At 54.1% G+C, this 16,536-nt stretch carries 16 protein-coding genes and 1 tRNA gene; 5 read left to right on the top strand and 12 right to left on the bottom strand.

Annotated features, from left to right (window positions below):
• Positions 1–48: 48 nt before the first annotated feature.
• From argB to ttcA, 6 genes are all read right to left on the bottom strand, one after another.
• Positions 49–909, bottom strand: coding sequence for an acetylglutamate kinase (argB, locus tag ABJL60_RS10325; protein WP_348376236.1), 861 nt, complete (start codon positions 907–909; stop codon positions 49–51).
• Positions 910–1,010: 101 nt separating this feature from the next.
• The gene (gene yihA / locus ABJL60_RS10320; RefSeq protein ID WP_348288697.1) at positions 1,011–1,661 is read right to left on the bottom strand and encodes a ribosome biogenesis GTP-binding protein YihA/YsxC; all 651 of its coding nucleotides are present in this window, start codon (positions 1,659–1,661) and stop codon (positions 1,011–1,013) included.
• Positions 1,661–2,401 (bottom strand): MOSC N-terminal beta barrel domain-containing protein, encoded by a 741-nt coding sequence (locus tag ABJL60_RS10315; RefSeq protein ID WP_348376235.1) that lies wholly within the window; start codon positions 2,399–2,401, stop codon positions 1,661–1,663. The genes yihA and ABJL60_RS10315 overlap by 1 nt, the downstream gene beginning before the upstream one ends.
• Positions 2,401–4,212 carry a membrane protein insertase YidC gene (gene yidC, locus ABJL60_RS10310; protein ID WP_348376234.1) on the bottom strand — a complete coding sequence of 604 codons (1,812 nt, stop codon included), beginning with the start codon at positions 4,210–4,212 and terminating at the stop codon, positions 2,401–2,403. Before yidC ends, ABJL60_RS10315 begins: the two co-directional genes overlap by 1 nt.
• A 137-nt stretch (positions 4,213–4,349) precedes the next feature.
• Positions 4,350–5,894 carry a bifunctional diguanylate cyclase/phosphodiesterase gene (locus ABJL60_RS10305; RefSeq protein WP_348376267.1) on the bottom strand — a complete coding sequence of 515 codons (1,545 nt, stop codon included), beginning with the start codon at positions 5,892–5,894 and terminating at the stop codon, positions 4,350–4,352.
• A gap of 79 nt (positions 5,895–5,973) precedes the next feature.
• Positions 5,974–6,861 carry a tRNA 2-thiocytidine(32) synthetase TtcA gene (gene ttcA / locus ABJL60_RS10300; RefSeq protein WP_348288703.1) on the bottom strand — a complete coding sequence of 296 codons (888 nt, stop codon included), beginning with the start codon at positions 6,859–6,861 and terminating at the stop codon, positions 5,974–5,976.
• Between the two features lie 96 nt (positions 6,862–6,957).
• Between ttcA and ABJL60_RS10295 the strand changes: the two genes are divergently transcribed.
• The gene (locus tag ABJL60_RS10295) at positions 6,958–7,500 is read left to right on the top strand and encodes a DUF3833 domain-containing protein (RefSeq protein WP_348376233.1); all 543 of its coding nucleotides are present in this window, start codon (positions 6,958–6,960) and stop codon (positions 7,498–7,500) included.
• Here ABJL60_RS10295 and yidD read toward each other — a convergent pair.
• The 3 genes from yidD to rpmH are packed head-to-tail and all read right to left on the bottom strand — an operon-like array spanning position 7,497 to position 8,299.
• On the bottom strand, positions 7,497–7,745 hold the full coding sequence (gene yidD, locus ABJL60_RS10290) for a membrane protein insertion efficiency factor YidD (protein ID WP_348376232.1): 249 nt from the start codon (positions 7,743–7,745) through the stop codon (positions 7,497–7,499). The two genes, ABJL60_RS10295 and yidD, sit on opposite strands and share 4 nt — an antisense overlap.
• Complete coding sequence (gene rnpA, locus ABJL60_RS10285) at positions 7,742–8,137, bottom strand: ribonuclease P protein component (RefSeq protein WP_348288706.1); 396 nt, start codon at positions 8,135–8,137, stop codon at positions 7,742–7,744. Before rnpA ends, yidD begins: the two co-directional genes overlap by 4 nt.
• A gap of 27 nt (positions 8,138–8,164) precedes the next feature.
• Positions 8,165–8,299, bottom strand: a complete 135-nt coding sequence (gene rpmH, locus ABJL60_RS10280; protein ID WP_108829405.1) for a 50S ribosomal protein L34 — start codon at positions 8,297–8,299, stop codon at positions 8,165–8,167.
• Between the two features lie 294 nt (positions 8,300–8,593).
• Here rpmH and ABJL60_RS10275 point away from each other — a divergent pair, with 294 nt between their 5' ends.
• The 4 genes from ABJL60_RS10275 to ABJL60_RS10260 all read left to right on the top strand — a co-directional run bounded on the left by ABJL60_RS10275 (position 8,594) and on the right by ABJL60_RS10260 (position 12,307).
• On the top strand, positions 8,594–9,337 hold the full coding sequence (locus ABJL60_RS10275; protein ID WP_348288709.1) for a TVP38/TMEM64 family protein: 744 nt from the start codon (positions 8,594–8,596) through the stop codon (positions 9,335–9,337).
• A gap of 4 nt (positions 9,338–9,341) precedes the next feature.
• On the top strand, positions 9,342–10,760 hold the full coding sequence (locus tag ABJL60_RS10270; RefSeq protein WP_348376231.1) for an FAD-dependent oxidoreductase: 1,419 nt from the start codon (positions 9,342–9,344) through the stop codon (positions 10,758–10,760).
• Between the two features lie 13 nt (positions 10,761–10,773).
• The gene (locus ABJL60_RS10265; protein WP_348288713.1) at positions 10,774–12,162 is read left to right on the top strand and encodes a HAMP domain-containing sensor histidine kinase; all 1,389 of its coding nucleotides are present in this window, start codon (positions 10,774–10,776) and stop codon (positions 12,160–12,162) included.
• A 68-nt stretch (positions 12,163–12,230) separates the two neighbouring features.
• Positions 12,231–12,307, top strand: a tRNA-Arg gene (locus ABJL60_RS10260).
• A 103-nt stretch (positions 12,308–12,410) separates the two neighbouring features.
• Here the strand turns inward: ABJL60_RS10260 and ABJL60_RS10255 are convergent.
• From ABJL60_RS10255 to ABJL60_RS10245, 3 genes are all read right to left on the bottom strand, one after another.
• Positions 12,411–13,436, bottom strand: coding sequence for a tyrosine-type recombinase/integrase (locus ABJL60_RS10255; RefSeq protein WP_348376230.1), 1,026 nt, complete (start codon positions 13,434–13,436; stop codon positions 12,411–12,413).
• A 669-nt stretch (positions 13,437–14,105) separates the two neighbouring features.
• Positions 14,106–14,306 (bottom strand): helix-turn-helix domain-containing protein, encoded by a 201-nt coding sequence (locus ABJL60_RS10250; protein ID WP_348376229.1) that lies wholly within the window; start codon positions 14,304–14,306, stop codon positions 14,106–14,108.
• 13 nt (positions 14,307–14,319) lie between these two features.
• Complete coding sequence (locus ABJL60_RS10245; protein WP_348376228.1) at positions 14,320–16,284, bottom strand: hypothetical protein; 1,965 nt, start codon at positions 16,282–16,284, stop codon at positions 14,320–14,322.
• Between the last annotated feature and the right edge of the window lie 252 nt (positions 16,285–16,536).

Below are 16,536 nucleotides of genomic sequence, written 5' to 3'. Positions count from 1 at the left end.
GTAGATGCCGATGGCACCCGTGCCAAGCGCTGGTTGGACACAGGCTTGTTACGTACGGATCAAGCTGCCTGCGCCGTGGTCGGTAAACAGCTCAAGCAGGCAGGCGTTGGGCACTTGTCCGTCCAGAATGACAACGGCCCGAACACCTTCTTCGATCGCTTTCAAGGCGGTTTCGGTTTTCGGAATCATACCACCCGCAATGGTGCCATCAGCCGTCATTTCATGGATTTGGGCGGCTGAGATTTCAGTCAGCACATCGCCGGATTTGTCTTTGACACCGGGCACGTCGGTCAGAAGCAACAAACGATCCGCTTTCAAAGCGCCCGCAATTGCGCCCGCCGCTGTGTCGCCATTGATGTTGAAGCTTTCACCGTTTTCTCCTGCGCCCAACGGGGCAATGACAGGGATGGTGTTGCCATCAAACAGGTTGCGCAAAATGCCGGGGTCTACGGTTGTGGGGGTGCCGACAAAACCCAAATCCGGGTTCGTTTGGGTGCATGTGATCAAATGGGCATCTTTCCCCGACAATCCAACAGCACGCCCGCCTTCAGCACCGATGGCCTGCACGATACGCTTGTTGACTAGGCCGGACAGTACCATTTCAACCACTTCCATAGTGGCGGCATCTGTGACGCGTTTGCCGTTGATAAAGTCCGACGTGATGTTCAACCGTTCCAGCATCGCGTTGATCATGGGGCCACCGCCGTGGACAATGACAGGGTTCATGCCGACTTGACGCATCAAAACAACATCGCGGGCAAAGCTGGCCATCCCTGCATCACTGCCCATGGCATGACCGCCCAGCTTGATAACAACAGTGGCCCCCGCATAGCGCTGCATATAGGGCAGGGCGCTGCTTAGGGTTTCTGCGGTGGCGATCCAATCGCGATTCATATCTTGTCTTCTCATCCCTGACCCTTTGTGTACGGTTATGGGAAATGCAATGCGGGGGTGCAAGCCATTGTGTGGCCTAACCCTTGGCAGTGCCGCGCAAAAAGCCGTAAGGGGCGTTATTCCAAGGTGGCAATGATGCTACGCAATGTGGGGATACCGTCGCCTTTTTCGGAGGAGGTCAACAAGATCTCTGGATAGGCGGCGGGGTGTTTTGCAAGTGCGGCACGGGTCACATCAAGAACCTTTTGCCGGTCTTTTTCTTTCACCTTGTCCGCTTTCGTCAGCACACATTGAAAGGTGACGGCCGCGCTGTCTAACAGGGACATGATTTCTTCATCGACCTGTTTGACGCCGTGGCGCCCGTCAATCAGCACAAAGGCACGGCGCAGGGTTTGGCGGCCTGACAAATATTGCTTCAAAAGGCGTTGCCACTTTTCGACAACAGATAAAGGGGCGTTTGCGTAGCCGTAGCCCGGAAGGTCGACAAGATATAGGTCGTCTCCCGCAGTAAAATAGTTGATTTCTTGTGTACGGCCCGGGGTGTTCGAGGCCCGTGCCAACCCTTTGCGACCCGTCAATGCGTTGATTAATGTGGATTTCCCGACATTGGATCGCCCTGCAAAACAGACTTCCATGCGGTCCGCTTCCGGCAGGCCTGACATGGCAACGACGCCTTTCACAAACTCTGTTTCGCCAGCAAACAACAGACGCCCGCGCTCTTTCGTTTGCGCGTCGGGTTCTTCGGCGATGGGAAATGGCATTTGCATCAAAGCACCTCGACAGTGTCGCCAACGGCGACAGGACCTGTTTCTATGACTTCAGCAAGCATACTGAATTCTTGATGCCCAAAGTGATCGAGCGCACCCAATGTATCGGCATCCCGCACCCCGGTGTCAGGGTTCGAAGCCGTCGACATGCAGCGTGTCGCAAGTTCACGGGCTTTGAACACGCAGCCACCAATTCGGATGATTTTGCCGCCCCATGACATTTCTTCCCATGGCGCAAGCCCATCAATCCAAACGTTTCCACGCCACCGGTGAATAGACAGCCCGGTGCCCAAATGGGTCTCTACAGCTTTATGAGACGCCATATTGCACAATGAGACAGACGCAAACGGGCTGTCGGTATATCCGCGCCCGTCCAGCCGCATAATGTGGCTTGGCACCGCGCGATCTTTAGAAACCAGCGAAGCAGTCCAGTCGATTAAGGCGTTTGGAGTTTCATCCGGTTTGAACGTCAGATCAGGCAAGTCTGGATGCGACAAGGTGATCGTCTCGGACGTCTCGTCCAAGGCGGCTGTGACCGCCATCAAAGCTGGTGCTTTTGCAGCACGACCAAAGTTACCGCATTTGGCCCATTCGCCCGGTTCCGCTTTGGAAGCTTCATGTGCGACAGCCCAAACTCGGTCCCAAGGCATGGATTGCCCAGCTGCAAAGATCACTTTGTCTATCGCTTCGCGACCATATCCTTTTATGGGATGACGCCAAAGACTGGCCACATGTGACATTACTTGCTGTCCGTTTCAGTTTTGCGGCGGAAACTTTTCATGATGTTTCCAAAGACATCAGGTTTGTAGCCCTGGCTGCGCATGATCAGGTACTGCTGCGTAAACGTGATGGTGTTGTTTGCAATCCAGTAGACAACGAGACCACTGGCGAAACCACCCAACATGAACATGAATACCCAAGGCATCCAAGCGAAGATCATTTGCTGCGTGGGGTCTGTGGGGGCCGGGTTAAGTTTTTGCTGCAACCACATGGAGATACCCAAAAGCAGGGGCAAGATACCGATGAAGACCAAAGCCATGATCGAACCGGGTTCTGGTGCGCTGTTGGGCAACAGACCGAACAGGTTTAGCAAGGATGTCGGATCTGGTGCTGACAGATCCTGAAACGGCCCAAGCCAAGGGGCGTGGCGCAGTTCGATTGTGACAAAGATCACTTTGTACAATGAAAAGAAGATGGGAATTTGAAGCAGAATAGGCAGACATCCCGCAGCGGGGTTTACCTTTTCTTTCTTGTACAGCTCCATCATGCCTTGTTGCATTTTTTGACGGTCGTCGCCTGCCGCTTCCTTCAGCTTTTCCATCTGTGGCTGAAGTTCTTTCATTTTCGCCATCGAGACGTAAGATTTGTAAGCCAGCGGGAATAGAACGGCCTTGATGATCAAAGTCAGCCCGATGATGGACCACCCCATGTTGCCGATCAGCTTGTTCAGTTCGTGCAACAGCCAGAAGATAGGTTTGGTCAGGAAAAAGAACCAACCCCAGTCGATGCTATCGATAAAGCTTGTCACGCCTTCGGATTGGTATTCGCGGATGGTTTCCCATTCCTTGGCACCGGCAAACACGCGCAATGTGTTTGTGGCACTGGCACCCGGTGCGATGGTCACTTTCGGCATCACGGTTTCGGTCTGATAGATATCCGTCCGCGGGTAGTACTTGGCCGTCAGACGCGCATTTGTGTCTGCCGGTGGGATCAGGGTTGTCATCCAGTAGTGGTCGGTAATGCCAATCCAGCCGTTTTGAATGTCTTCATTGCGTTCTGCAGGCACCCCTTCTTTGGGATGCACGTCAAAATCCGGAATGTTGTCCCAATCGGTTTCGGTCAGTTCGTCCGTCATCGTGACCAGGCCTTCGTGCAAAACGAAGAACCCTTTCAGATTGTCAGGCTCGCCATGGCGGGCAAGGATGCCGTAAGGCGCCATAGACGCGTCGGCAGAGCCGTTGTTTTGCACGCTTTGCGTAACGGTGAACATAAAATCGGCGTCGACTTCATATGTCCGGTTGAACACAAGGCCCGCGCCATTGTCCCAGCTGAGTGTAATGGGTGCATCGGGACGCAACACGTCGCCGTCGCTTAGCGTCCATTCCGTATCAGGTCCCGGGACCGCGTCCGGTGTAACGCCTGTGCTCGCCGCCCATCCAAACAATGCGTAATAGGGGTCTTCGCTGCCAACTGGGGCCAGAAGTGTAACAATGTCGGCGTCTGGTTCCGTGGTCTCGCGGTAGTCGTTCAGTTTCAGTTCATCAATACGTCCACCCAGAAGGCTTATAGAACCCGTTAGGCGTGGCGTTTCGATTGACGCACGTGGCGCTTCAGCCAGTGCTTTCGGAGCCTGCGTCGGAACCGCGACGGGCGCGTCTACTGAGGGGGTCGTTGCCACAGTTGTGTCGGCCGTTGACCCAGTCGTCTGAACGGCGCTGGTGCCGTCAATAGGCGTATCCGGTTCTGGTGGCGGGAAAAGCACAAACCATACGAGGATCACAGCAAAGCTGAGCGCAGTTGCAAGAATGAGGTTCTTGTTTTGATCGTCCATGGGGGACCGCCACCTGATGTCTTTGATATCTTGGTGGGTTCAACAGAGTGCGAGGCAAAAGGTCAAGCGGATTCGGCCTTTTGCCACCGTGACACAAAGGCAGTTTTCGTTTGTTTTTGTCATTTGGAGTGGACTGGCTACTTCGTTCGTCCTGGCAAGATTTCCGGAGCGTCCTGCAATTTTGCTTCGTGTGATGAAATCCAGTCCAGTGTTTCGTGAAATGGCATAGGCTTTCCGATGCCGAAACCCTGCACGTGGTCACACCCCAATTGTGCCAGAAGGGCGTGTTCGCCAACGGTCTCGACGCCTTCAGCCAGAGTTTCCAGATTCAGTCTTTCGGCCATGGTCAGAATTGCACTTATCATGCGCTGTTGTTCAGGGTCCCGATCGGCCTTGATAACGAAGGATCTGTCAATTTTGATGCGATTGACGGCGAACCTGCGGATGGATGAAATGGAAGCATGGCCCGTTCCAAAATCGTCTAGATCCACCCGACACCCCATGGCCACCAACCCGTTTATATTGCGGGTAATAACGTCATCGGGGGCGCCCGCGATCACAGTTTCCAGAATTTCGATAGAAAGACGATCCGGTGTTAGATTGAAGCGATCGAGTTCCCATTTAACTTTTTCGATCAGACGGGGATTGTTAAGTTCGACGCCGCTGAAATTGACGCCAACTTGGGGTACGACCACCCCGGCAGCATCCCATGCCTTCAACGCTGTGAAAGTGTGGTACAGCATGGCTTCCGCCAGCCGCTCCATCAATCCTGCCGCTTCAATGGCTGGAAGAAATTCGTTGGGTGCAATCATACCCCGTTCCGGATGATGCCAACGTGCCAAAGCTTCAAATCCAGTCACTTTGCCTGTGTCTGTAGATATCTGTGGCTGGAACCAAGGTGTGACTTGGCCGGCCTCCAATCCATAAGTGATATCGTCGCGTAATTCTGCACGCGTTTCGCTGACCCGACGCATTTCCTCTGTGTATGCGCGGATGGCGGATGGGCCTCGTTTTTGGGCGGAACGTAGCGCTGTTGACGCGGCAGTTGACCAATCAACAGCGGATTTTCCGGGGGCCCGTCCACTTAGGCAGAAGCCGATGGCCGCAGTCATGTAAACGGAGACACCATCAACCGAAATGGGTTCTTCAATGATGTTTTGTATGCGTCCGGAAAGTTGGATGCAGACTTCTAGGTCGATAAACCGTGTCGCACCCATGCAAATTGCAAAGCGGCAATCACCAAGACGTGCCACATTATCCATATCCCGCAAAGTCGATACAATTCGGTCACCTGTTCGCTGGATCACTGCGTCACCTGCAGCTTCACCATGCCGTTCTACCAATTGTGCGAAATCATCGAGTTCGATGTGAAAGACTGCAGAGGATTGAGTGCCATCCGCTGTTTTCTCGTAAGTGTGTTCTACAAGGTCATCGAAGCCGTCGCGCTGAAGCAGTCCCGTGAAAGAATCACGTGCAAGACGCATGCGGCGACTGTCCGGGGATAGACCACCTGCCAGTAAAAACAGCGCAGGGACGACCAATGTTGCGCCAAGCAGGGCAACTTCGCCGCCTATCCAATAGCTGGCAAGGCTGAGCGCGGGCAGAAACGCCAACGCCTGTGGACCAATCATGGCTGTGCACAACCGTTCGCGCAGTTGCGAAAAGTTGCGTTGAAAATTCATACGCATGGTCGGTCCTTTGTGCAAATGGGTGCTGCCTGCATTTGAACAAAAGGAGTACTTGCCTTTGGTAATCAGCCCCTTAACGAAGCTTGGGAACTTCACCTGCTTTTAGGTCAAGTTTTATCGGTTCGTCATTTGCACCTGCGTTGCGCACCAGATTCGCAAAGTCAAAAAGGTTCGTATCCAGCAGATGTGAGGGCCGTGCATTGGTTAACGCACGGAACATAACCTGACGCCGTCCCGGACTGTTGGCTTCCCAGCCATCCAGAATTTGCTTAACTTGTTGGCGCTGCAACCCATCCTGACTTCCGCATAGATCGCAAGGAATTATGGGATAATTCATAGCTTGGGCAAACTTTTCGCAATCCGTTTCCGCGACATGTGCAAGTGGGCGGTAGACGAATAAATCCCCTTCTTCATTTACCAATTTTGGTGGCATGGTTGCCAAGCGCCCACCATGAAACAAATTCATGAAAAACGTTTCTAGTATGTCGTCTCTGTGATGTCCGAGAACCACAGCAGAGCAACCTTCTTCGCGCGCCACGCGATAAAGATGCCCGCGACGCAAACGCGAGCATAACGCACAAAACGTGCGTCCTGCGGGGATTTTGTCCACAACCACCGAATAGGTATCTTGGTATTCTATGCGGTGGGGGACGCCCATGTCTTCGAGGAATTTGGGCAACACAGTTGCGGGAAACCCCGGTTGTCCCTGATCCAGGTTACACGCCAGAATGTCGACGGGCAAAAGACCGCGCCATTGCAATTCGTGAAGCACAGCAAGCAATGTGTAACTGTCTTTGCCGCCCGACAAGCAGACAAGCCACCGCGCATCTTTTTCGATCATGCCGTATTGTTCGATCGCCTCACGGGTCATCCGAACAATACGTTTACGCAATTTCTTGAATTCGGTGGTGCGAGGGGCCCCGTGAAACAGGGCATGTATGTCGTCGAGTTCGTCTCGCATGGCGGGCCTCAAAGTTGTGTGGCGGTGTTATAGCAGATGTCGTGTGAACCAAAAGAGCTCCTGGCGCGTACCACATTCAAAGTTAAGGGAAACACCATGCGGCGTCTTGGGATAGCTATTTTGATGGTTTTGGGGCTTAGCGCCTGTACTGGAAAACCTGCATTGGAAGATGAAAAACTGTCCAAGGCAGAATTCAATCTGGAAGAATTTTTTGACGGCCATGTCACGGCCTATGGTCAATTTCAGGATGTGTTCGGCACTGTACGGCGACGTTTCGTTGTCGAAATCGACGGTAACTGGAATGGCAATACGTTGGTTCTGGACGAGAATTTCGTCTATGCCGATGGAACGGCGGAACAGCGGGTTTGGACGTTACGCAAAACAGGCGCCCAGGCCGGCGCCCAGACTTGGGCTGGCACGGCGCCCGGCGTGATTGGCAGCGCGACGGGGGAAGAGCGGGGCGACACATTCAATTGGACTTACCAAATTGATCTGCCGGTTCCAGACGGCACACTGCGCGTGAACTTTGATGATTGGATGTGGCAGTTAAGCGAAACGCGTGTGCTGAACAAAGCATATATGAAACGCTTCGGCGTCGACATAGGTGAGGTAACGATAACCTTCGAGAAACAAAGCTAACGACGTTCTGTGTGGTCTGGGACACGGTCCGGGACGGGATCGTAACCTGTTCCGCCAAACGGGTGACATCGCCCTATACGTCTGGCTGCAAGGTAGCTGCCTTTAAAGGCGCCGTGTTTTTCCAAAGCTTCCATGGCGTAAGCGGAACAAGTGGGCTGGTAGCGGCAGTTGAAGCCGACCCACGGGCTAAACACCAAGCGATAGGCGCGGACAGGCAAGGAAACGATATAGGCGAAAGGCGTCATTCGGCAGCGGCCAAGGCGCGACGCAAATCATCCAGCAAATCGGTGAAAGGGCGCTGGGCCGTGCGTTCAAACCGTCCGATCAACACATAATCAGTACCATGTTTGCCGTGGTGGGGCAGAATGGCTTGGGCGATCTCACGCAGGCGGCGTTTGGCGCGATTGCGCGCCACAGCGTTTCCGACTTTTTTGGAACAGGTGAACCCAACACGCATAGGGGCATCGTCGCCGCGTGCGCGATATTGCAGAACAAATCCCTTCGTGGGGATGTGTTTGGCACGCGCTGCCCGTAAAAAGTCAGCACGTTTTTTCAATACATCTAAACGTGACGAACCCGCCGCAGGCATGTCCGCGGCAACATCTGCGTTGCTCGTGGAGGCCTCCGGCGGGGTCATGTCAGGCAATCCTGCGCTGGCGCTAGATTAAGCGCTTAGTTCTTTGCGGCCCTTGGCACGACGTGCGTTCAGGATTTTACGGCCTGCTTTTGTCGCCATGCGCGAACGGAAGCCGTGGCGCCGCTTGCGCACAAGATTGGAAGGTTGGTAGGTGCGTTTCATCGCTCCGTCTCCATTTTATGGTCCACCTTGTAGATTCGGCGCACCAAGTGTCATTCGAAGCCCGTCCTCTAAAGGCGATAGGGGGGCAAGTCAAACCCTGTGGACGTTAAAACGTATAGTTTTGCAACAAATATCCGGCGTGAACTTGGGGAATTGTTTCAAACGCCTAAACTTGACGCAAGAAACCCTCGATTCCCTTCACTCAATATCAAGCACCCGTGATCTAGGTGTTTCACGGTGGCACGTATGCACAGGTTCAGTGCATTGAAGTGGACAACCAAAAAGACCAAACTGATGAGTGATATGACCCAAACCAATGAACCTTCCCCCAAATCCGGCCTGATGCGGCGGTTGCCGTTGATTGCAATCGCAGTGGTGGCCGCCATCGGGTTTTTCACTTTGCGCGATTACCTCAGCTTTGACACGTTGCGCGACAACCGTGAAGCGTTGGTGGCGTTTCGTGACAGCAACTATGTTTTGACAGCGCTGCTGTTTGTCTTGGCCTACGTTCTGATTGTCGGGTTCTCTTTGCCGGGGGCCACCATTGCCACGCTGACGGGGGGCTTCTTGTTTGGCACAGTCTTTGGCACGGTCTTTAACGTTACGGGTGCAACCCTTGGGGCGACAGTTATCTTTTTGGCAGCACGTTACGGGTTTGGTGAAACGCTTGGTGCAAAGATGGAGGCGTCGACGGGTCCCATCAAAAAGTTGAAAGACGGGATCGATGAAAATCAATGGTCCATGCTGTTCATCATGCGCCTCGTGCCGGTTGTTCCGTTTTTCGTGGCGAACCTGGTGCCGTCCTTTATGCAGGTGCCGCTGCACCGCTTTGTGATTTCTACGTTCTTGGGCATTATTCCCGGCGGGTTGGTTTTCAGTTCTGTGGGTGCGGGCCTGGGTGAAGTTTTTGAAGCGGGCGAGACGCCGGATCTTGGCATCATTTTCGCGCCCCATGTTTTGTTGCCAATTCTTGGGCTTGCGGCATTATCCTTGTTGCCTGTTTTGATGAAAGCCGTGACTGGCAAGAAAGGTCTGTAAGACAATGAAGCGTATTAAGACGGATGTTTTGGTGATTGGTGCAGGGTCCGGCGGGCTGTCTGTGGCTGCAGGGGCCAGTCAGATGGGGGCATCTGTGACCTTGCTGGAAGGTCACAAGATGGGTGGCGATTGCCTGAACTTCGGGTGCGTCCCATCCAAGGCGCTGATCGCCAGCGCCAAAGCCGCTTACGGTCAGGCACATGCGTCGCCCTACGGCGTGGCGGACACAGACCCGCAAGTGGACTATGCCGCCGCCAAGGATCATGTGGCGGATGTCATCGCGACCATTGCACCTGTGGACAGCCAAGAGCGGTTTGAAGGCTTTGGCGTCAACGTGATCCGCGAATATGGCCACTTCATTTCACCCACGGAAGTGCAAGCAGGCGATACAGTGATCAAAGCCCGCCGCGTAGTTATTTCAACGGGCTCATCGCCATTGGTGCCGCCCATTCCCGGTCTTGGCGATGTGCCCTACGAGACAAATGAGACATTGTTCGACCTGCGTGAACAACCTGAGCATTTGTTGATCATCGGGGGCGGTCCCATCGGGATGGAAATGGCGCAGGCCCACATCCGTTTGGGATCAAAAGTAACTGTGATTGAGGGCGCAAAGGCGCTGGGCAAAGACGATCCCGAACTGGCCAAGGTCGTGCTGGATACGCTGAAAGATGAAGGCGTAGAGATTGCTGAAGACGCAATGGCCGCTGAAATTCGAGGGCAAGCCGGTGCTATCGAAGTCGAGGTCAAAGACGGTCGCGTTTTCAAAGGCTCGCACCTGTTGATGGCCGTTGGCCGCAAATCCAATACCGACAAGCTGAATTTGGATGCCGCGGGCATCAAGACCACACGCACAGGCATCGAAGTCGACGCGGCCATGCGTACCAGCAACCGCAAAGTCTATGCCATCGGTGATGTGGCGGGCGGGCTGCAATTCACCCATGTGGCGGGCTACCACGCGGGCGTTATCATCCGATCCATGCTGTTTGGGCTGCCGTCCAAGGCCAAGACGTCGCATATCCCTTGGGCAACCTATACTGACCCAGAATTGTCCCAAGTCGGCTTGACCGAAGCGCAGGCGAGGGACGCCCACGGCGACAAATTGGAAGTGATCCGCTTTGACTACCACCACAATGACCGCGCGATTGCGGAACGTAAAACCAAAGGCTTCATCAAGCTGATGGTGGTCAAGGGCCGCCCGGTCGGTGCGTCAATCGTAGGCTACCAAGCGGGCGAATTGATCAACCTGTGGGCGCTGGTTCTGGCCAACAACATGAAGATGAGTCAGGTCGCCGCCATGGTTGCGCCATATCCGACGATTGGCGAAGTCAACAAACGCGCGGCCGGTGCCTATTACACGCCTCGATTGTTTGATAACCCTACGGTGAAACGGGTGGTGGGCTTTGTCCAACGCTTCATTCCTTGAGTTCTGAGGCAGCATGCTGAATTCGCTTTCTGGACGCTTCCTGATCCTGACCACAGTCTTCGTCATGTTGGCTGAGATTTTGATCTTTGTGCCGTCGATTGCACGGTACCGGGAAAACTACCTGTTGGATCACCTTGAGCGGGCGCAGATCGCGTCACTGGCGCTGTTGGCCGATGACATGTTGGACAGCGAACTGGAACAGGAACTGCTGGAAAACGCAGGCGTGTTTAACGTGGTGTTGCGCCGCGACGAGGTGCGCCAACTGATGTTGGCAACCCCGATGCCGCAACCCATCGCGGAAACATTCGATTTGCGCGATGGCACAGCACTGGTGTTGATCCGCGACGCCATGATGCGGTTGACCAAGTCTGAGAATGAAGTGATCCGCGTGATCGGTGCGCCCTTGCGCGAAGCAGGGCTGTTGATCGAAATCACCATGGAAACCGGGCCTTTGCGAACCGCGATGATAGACTATGGCGTGCGGATTTTGATCTTGTCCGCTGTGATTTCGGTCTTCACGGCCGTGTTGCTGTTTCTGGCGGTGCGTTCGCTTTTGGTCAAACCGATCAAGGGTGTTGTTGATCACATGCAACGCTATGCCGAAGCGCCGGAAGATGCGCGACGCATCATTGAACCTGGTGCGGGCGTGACGGAACTGCGTGAAGCCGAAGAGGCGCTGAAATCCATGCAAACGGAACTGACAAGCGCATTGCGTCAGAAAGAGCGCTTGGCGCAGCTTGGCAGTGCCGTTAGCAAAATCAGCCATGATTTGCGCAATATCCTGACTTCGGCACAGTTGTTTACTGACCGCATCGAGTCCAGCGAAGACCCGTTGGTCGCACGGATGGCACCGAAATTGGTGAACTCGATCACACGGGCTGTGCATCTGTGTGAAAGCACCTTGGCCTTTGGCAAAGCAGAAGAACCCAGCCCCACTTTGACCGTGGCGATGCTGTCGCCGATCGTGGAAGATGTCATAGACAGTGAAAGGTTGGCCGCCGGAGACTATGATCTAAGTCTGTCCGACGATATTCCAGTGTCCATGCAAATCCGCGCTGATGCGGAACAAGTGTTTCGTGTCATTGCAAATCTGGTCCGCAACGCGCGTCAGGCGATTATCGCGAGCGGCAAACCCGGCGAGATCAATGTATCTGCCAGTGAAGACAGCAGCGCATGGTTCATCGACATTCGCGATACCGGGCCCGGTTTGCCCCCCAAAGCCCAGGAACATTTGTTCACGCCGTTTCAGGGCGGCGTTACAAAAGGCGGGTCTGGATTGGGGCTGGCAATTTCTGCGGAATTGGTCCGGGGGCATGGCGGTTCCCTCGAACTGAGCAACACCGGAACCGATGGAACCGCCTTTCGGATCAGGTTGCCGAAAGGCGATGTGACGCTGGTTTGATTTTCTTCGCAAATTGATGAAACGAGGGCTTGCATCTATCGCGCGGCAAGACTAAACCGCGCCGTAGTGGACCGATAGCTCAGCTGGATAGAGTACCTGACTACGAATCAGGGGGTCGGGGGTTCGAATCCTCCTCGGTCCGCCACTAATCTTGTTTAAATTGTTGATTTTATTAATTTTTGCCTCTTTGCGCGAAATTCGTTCCCACACCTGTTCCCACAGTTTGCTCTTGTTTGATTTACGTTTGTTCATACATCTGTCTTGCCCGTAACTAACTTGCGTTGATCTTCGCGGCTGATTTGTCCGTAGCTGCGCAAGGTGGTCAGAACATCAGTGTGTCCAAGGTTTTGAGACGTCGCCACCAATTCTGCAACCGAAGTACAGTTCTTTGCAATGTGGCGGGCCAGCATGTGACGAAAGGAGTGGGGGCCGTAGTTTGGAACTCCTGCAGCTTCAAAGGCGATACGGACGATCTTGCGGACGGGTTCGGTGCTTTTCCAGTAACCGCGTGTAAAGCCATCTGCTTCAAAGCCTGAATTTGACTTGGCAGTTATTGCAGTTGCTGGGAACAGTGGGTCATCGGGGCCGTATAACGCCACTTCGTCGCAATGGGTTATCCATTCGGCAAGGGCGGTTTCGGCTTCTTCAAACCCTTTGGCAAAGAATGTGTCGATGACCTTGCCAAACTTTGTCGCCACTTCGCGCGGGTTCTGTGTGACAGATTGTTCCTGCAGATCGATGTGTTTGATCTTGAGCGATACCAGAGCAGCGACACGAACGCCCGTTAGGTACAGCAATGCAAAGATGGCCTTGTCGCGCAATTGTTGTGGTGTGGTGCTTGGCATAAGGGCAAGTGCGCGTTTGGCTTGGTTGATGCTGGGCGCAGGGCGGGGTGGGGCCGCGCGTGCCTCTGCTTCGTCACGCCGGGACAAATTGAAGTAATCCGCATCTGCCGCCTTGATACGACTGCGGAACCCATCTTGCTGGGAAAGCCACAGGATAAATTCACGCAAAGTGGCCAAGACAGATCGCATGGTCGATTTGCCCAAGGGCTTTCCGGTCTTTGTCTTGCTTTGTTCCAAGTGGGTGCGAAACCCCATGGCCTGCTTAATATGAAAGCGTGCAAAGTCCTTGCGCCCATTCCAGACGTCAAAGCGTTCAAGGGCTGCGATTTCTCGATCCAGCGTTTTTTCGGAAAGCTGGCGGGCGAATTTGCGATATTCCAGAAAGCTGCGTTTTAGGTGCTCGTTCTTGTCATTGGGTCGTTTGGTCATGGGTAGGGTCCTATGGGTTGGCCGCGAATTGGTAAGGATTTTTTGCTGGGGAAATGGACGCATTCAGCAACGTAAACCCCAGATTTTGGAAATTGAGGAATGCCAGCCCCTCGCGCAATGTCCTCGCGATAGGCAGGGGGTTGGATGGAAGGTTCAAATCGGCGCTGGGCAGGTGGTTTTGTGGGCGGTTGCGCGGCAGTGTCCCAGATGGAAATACACGGGGGGATATGTCCACCATTATAATGCCGCTTCTGGCTGTGTTATTGTGAGGTCCAGTTTGCAGCGGACCTCTGGCAGGTCGCTCAACGATATTGGCTTGCAAACGATACCTTCGCAGACGCCACAAAGGGCTGTTAGCATGACTTTGTTGCCGTCAATTTTGCAGTCAGCCATGCCACCTGCTGGCAGGTGGGATTTCCTACACGGCAGGCAATAGAGTTCGCACAGACCTGTCTTGACCTTGCGGCCTTCGCGCTGGGCGACGATGTGATTGCGCAAGTCATCCCCGCGAATAAGTGGCGGGTGGCATGCATCCAACAGGGGCAGGCAATCTTTGGTCCAATTGCTGACAGTGCGGGTGGAAACGCCGACAAGTGCCGCCGCCTCCGCCTTTGTATAACAACGGTAAGATTTGATCCCGTTTATACGGGCTTGTTTGGGCACGGCGATTTACTCCGTATCCGTTTGATTTGATGCAAGCCATTTATGGATGGCTTCGACCTTGATCAAGCGGCGTGTGCCGATCTTGATGCTTTTCAGATCACCTTTGGCCAAGGCGGCGTAAAGGCTTGTTCGTCCAATGCCTGCAAGGCGTGCAGCCTCATCTGGTGATACGGCAATCGGTGCGGTTTGGTGTGTTGTGTTTGTCATCGTTCGTTCTCCATCATTTGGTGACAGATGGACGGTGACGGATGGAAGGTGGACCAAAACAGATCGTCAGTTTTGATCCACTTCTAGCGTTAGTTACATATTTCTTGATTATCGATAACGAGGGGCATTTGGTGTTTGGAAATTGCGCCTTGAATTCAGCTTGCAAAGCCTTTGCTTCAGCGTTGCGGCCTTCCAATGCCAGACCTTGATTTTCACGCATTGCGATAAGCTCATTCAGTGGTGTTTTGTAGTCACTAGGTCGCCCGCCAGTGCGTATTTCAGGAACACCTGCGATAGTCATTAGATCAGCGACAACAGTGAGTTCCGCCGCCTCCATGCTCAACACATCCTGCAAGGAAACCGTAGCGTAGGGCGGTAAGTGCAAACCCCCATTGGCGGTTAAAACAATCCCAAAAGAGGATTTAATCTCGCCCGCCAATGCCGCCCCAAAGTCATGCACGTCCTGCGCATCCTGCATTGTCGGTTTTAAGTATAAGACGACGTCCCCTGCCGGAGTATCAATCGCGCCGATTCGCCAAATGTCGTTCGTAAGGGGCGTTGATTTGCGCCGCTTACAATTCAGGTGGTTCGCAAGTTGCGCGACGGCTGCGCCAAGGTTTACTTGCGCGGCGATCAACTCTGGACGAGCTATGGGCATGAAGTCCAAATCAGGACAGTGATAGCCGTATTGTGAAGCCTCATAGATAACTGCGGTGTCATGGGGTTGGTTGCATTCATCGCAAAGAACTGAGGGAACCACGCCTGATTCTTCAATCAAACCCGCTTCGAATAGCTGGGCATAGGCAGGTAGCGCCGAATACTGGCTGGCCGCAACCCGTCCGCGCTGGACGAGTAGCGTGGCAAAGAGGTCCACCGCATTCAATTGTGCAGCCTCTGTCACATCGAAGGGTTCTGGGGGCGGGGCAAGCAGCTTCCAGCGTTCAAGCAGGGTTATCACAAACTGGCGTTCCGCTTCGGTCTTGTTCGGAATGGTCGTTGTGTTGGGGCTGCGCAATGTCACTGTCAGCGTTTTGGCACGCTTGCCGTCTTGGGCGTCTTGCGCAATCCGAATGGTCGCGCCAATGATCGTCCAACCGGCTGCATGTATAGGGGACCTTGCACCGAACTGGCGTTCAAGGAACTGGTAAATCGTTTCATCATCTCCGCGACGTTCATAGCGGGCAAAGCCGCCGCCTGCGGAATAGAAGTCCAGTGAGGACACTTCGACCTTGGCAATGCCGTCGGCAGGTTCAATTGGAAAGCTGGGGTTTGAAAGCAGGTTGGCTAGCAGAACGTCCCTGCACGGAGTTTCAATAGGGGGCTGGGACTTTGGTGCAAAATGCTTGGAAAAAGACGCCGCATATTCATCGCGCATTTTCTTGCCGCCACGGGCGCAAATTTCCACGATCCGTTCTTTGGCGTTACAGGCAATCCCGACTTCCAAGACCCTTTGGACCACTTGCCGTTCCAACCCGTCCGACGGTCCAAAGGTCAACTCACTTTCTGCGCTGGCCTCGACATAGATTGTCGCCTGCAGGATTTCGGTCTCTTCGCCCGTGACAGGATGAACGCGGATAGAGCTGTACCAATCGGCCTCGCGCTTACGGCGTTCGGGCAATTCGAGAATAGCGATTGCGTCCGCGACAAAGCCTGCACGGGCAGTGTCATCGTCCAGCGCCCAAGGCTTTCCGTCATCCTCAAATTGGAAGGTGGACCAATTCTTGCCGCCCGTGCGCTGCATCAAAGAAGCCTGTACCGCCACACGTTCCAATGTCTGGGGATGATCTAGCGCCAGCATAAGCAAGACGTCCTGAATGCCCTGCAAGCCCTCCAAATCAATGCGCTGGGCGCTGCAAATCTGTTCGGCTGCGGTCATGGTTTGGGGCGTGGCTAAGCTGGCAAGGTGACCTAATTCGGCTTTGACTTGATCTTGACGCAGTTCCGGCAATTCAGCGATCAAATCAGTAATCTCATTCACCAGCGCTGTTCCGCGTCCTTCGCTTTCGCGCAGAGCGCAGCGACGTTTTGAGCCCAGCGTAACTGACGCTGACTTGAATGCTACAAATGGTTAACCTAGGTCTGCTGACGATAATATGGTTTGGAGCGAGCAGTGCTGGAATCTCGGGAAGCTGCTTTCAACTTGCCCGAACGTTAAGGTGCACCACGACGATTGGACCTGTCACGGTTTCTTACCGCCCCCGGTGCTGTTTCAAGCCACCCTCCGTTCGAA

It is taken from the genome of Ascidiaceihabitans sp., assembly GCF_039986515.1.
GTDB lineage: Bacteria > Pseudomonadota > Alphaproteobacteria > Rhodobacterales > Rhodobacteraceae > Ascidiaceihabitans.
This window is presented reverse-complemented; position numbering and strand designations above follow the sequence as displayed.

Excerpts from the sequence above, each read along its gene's own strand:
- argB (WP_348376236.1), bottom strand. The coding sequence starts at position 909 with ATGAGAAGACAAGATATGAATCGCGATTGGATCGCCACCGCAGAAACC.
- ttcA (WP_348288703.1), bottom strand. The coding sequence starts at position 6,861 with ATGCGAGACGAACTCGACGACATACATGCCCTGTTTCACGGGGCCCCT.
- yidD (WP_348376232.1), bottom strand. The coding sequence starts at position 7,745 with ATGACGCCTTTCGCCTATATCGTTTCCTTGCCTGTCCGCGCCTATCGC.
- ABJL60_RS10295 (WP_348376233.1), top strand. The coding sequence starts at position 6,958 with ATGCGGCGTCTTGGGATAGCTATTTTGATGGTTTTGGGGCTTAGCGCC.
- yihA (WP_348288697.1), bottom strand. The coding sequence starts at position 1,661 with ATGCAAATGCCATTTCCCATCGCCGAAGAACCCGACGCGCAAACGAAA.
- ABJL60_RS10315 (WP_348376235.1), bottom strand. The coding sequence starts at position 2,401 with ATGTCACATGTGGCCAGTCTTTGGCGTCATCCCATAAAAGGATATGGT.
- ABJL60_RS10250 (WP_348376229.1), bottom strand. The coding sequence starts at position 14,306 with ATGACAAACACAACACACCAAACCGCACCGATTGCCGTATCACCAGAT.
- ABJL60_RS10265 (WP_348288713.1), top strand. The coding sequence starts at position 10,774 with ATGCTGAATTCGCTTTCTGGACGCTTCCTGATCCTGACCACAGTCTTC.
- yidC (WP_348376234.1), bottom strand. The coding sequence starts at position 4,212 with ATGGACGATCAAAACAAGAACCTCATTCTTGCAACTGCGCTCAGCTTT.
- rpmH (WP_108829405.1), bottom strand. The coding sequence starts at position 8,299 with ATGAAACGCACCTACCAACCTTCCAATCTTGTGCGCAAGCGGCGCCAC.
- ABJL60_RS10275 (WP_348288709.1), top strand. The coding sequence starts at position 8,594 with ATGAGTGATATGACCCAAACCAATGAACCTTCCCCCAAATCCGGCCTG.
- rnpA (WP_348288706.1), bottom strand. The coding sequence starts at position 8,137 with ATGACCCCGCCGGAGGCCTCCACGAGCAACGCAGATGTTGCCGCGGAC.
- ABJL60_RS10270 (WP_348376231.1), top strand. The coding sequence starts at position 9,342 with ATGAAGCGTATTAAGACGGATGTTTTGGTGATTGGTGCAGGGTCCGGC.
- ABJL60_RS10305 (WP_348376267.1), bottom strand. The coding sequence starts at position 5,894 with ATGAATTTTCAACGCAACTTTTCGCAACTGCGCGAACGGTTGTGCACA.
- ABJL60_RS10255 (WP_348376230.1), bottom strand. The coding sequence starts at position 13,436 with ATGACCAAACGACCCAATGACAAGAACGAGCACCTAAAACGCAGCTTT.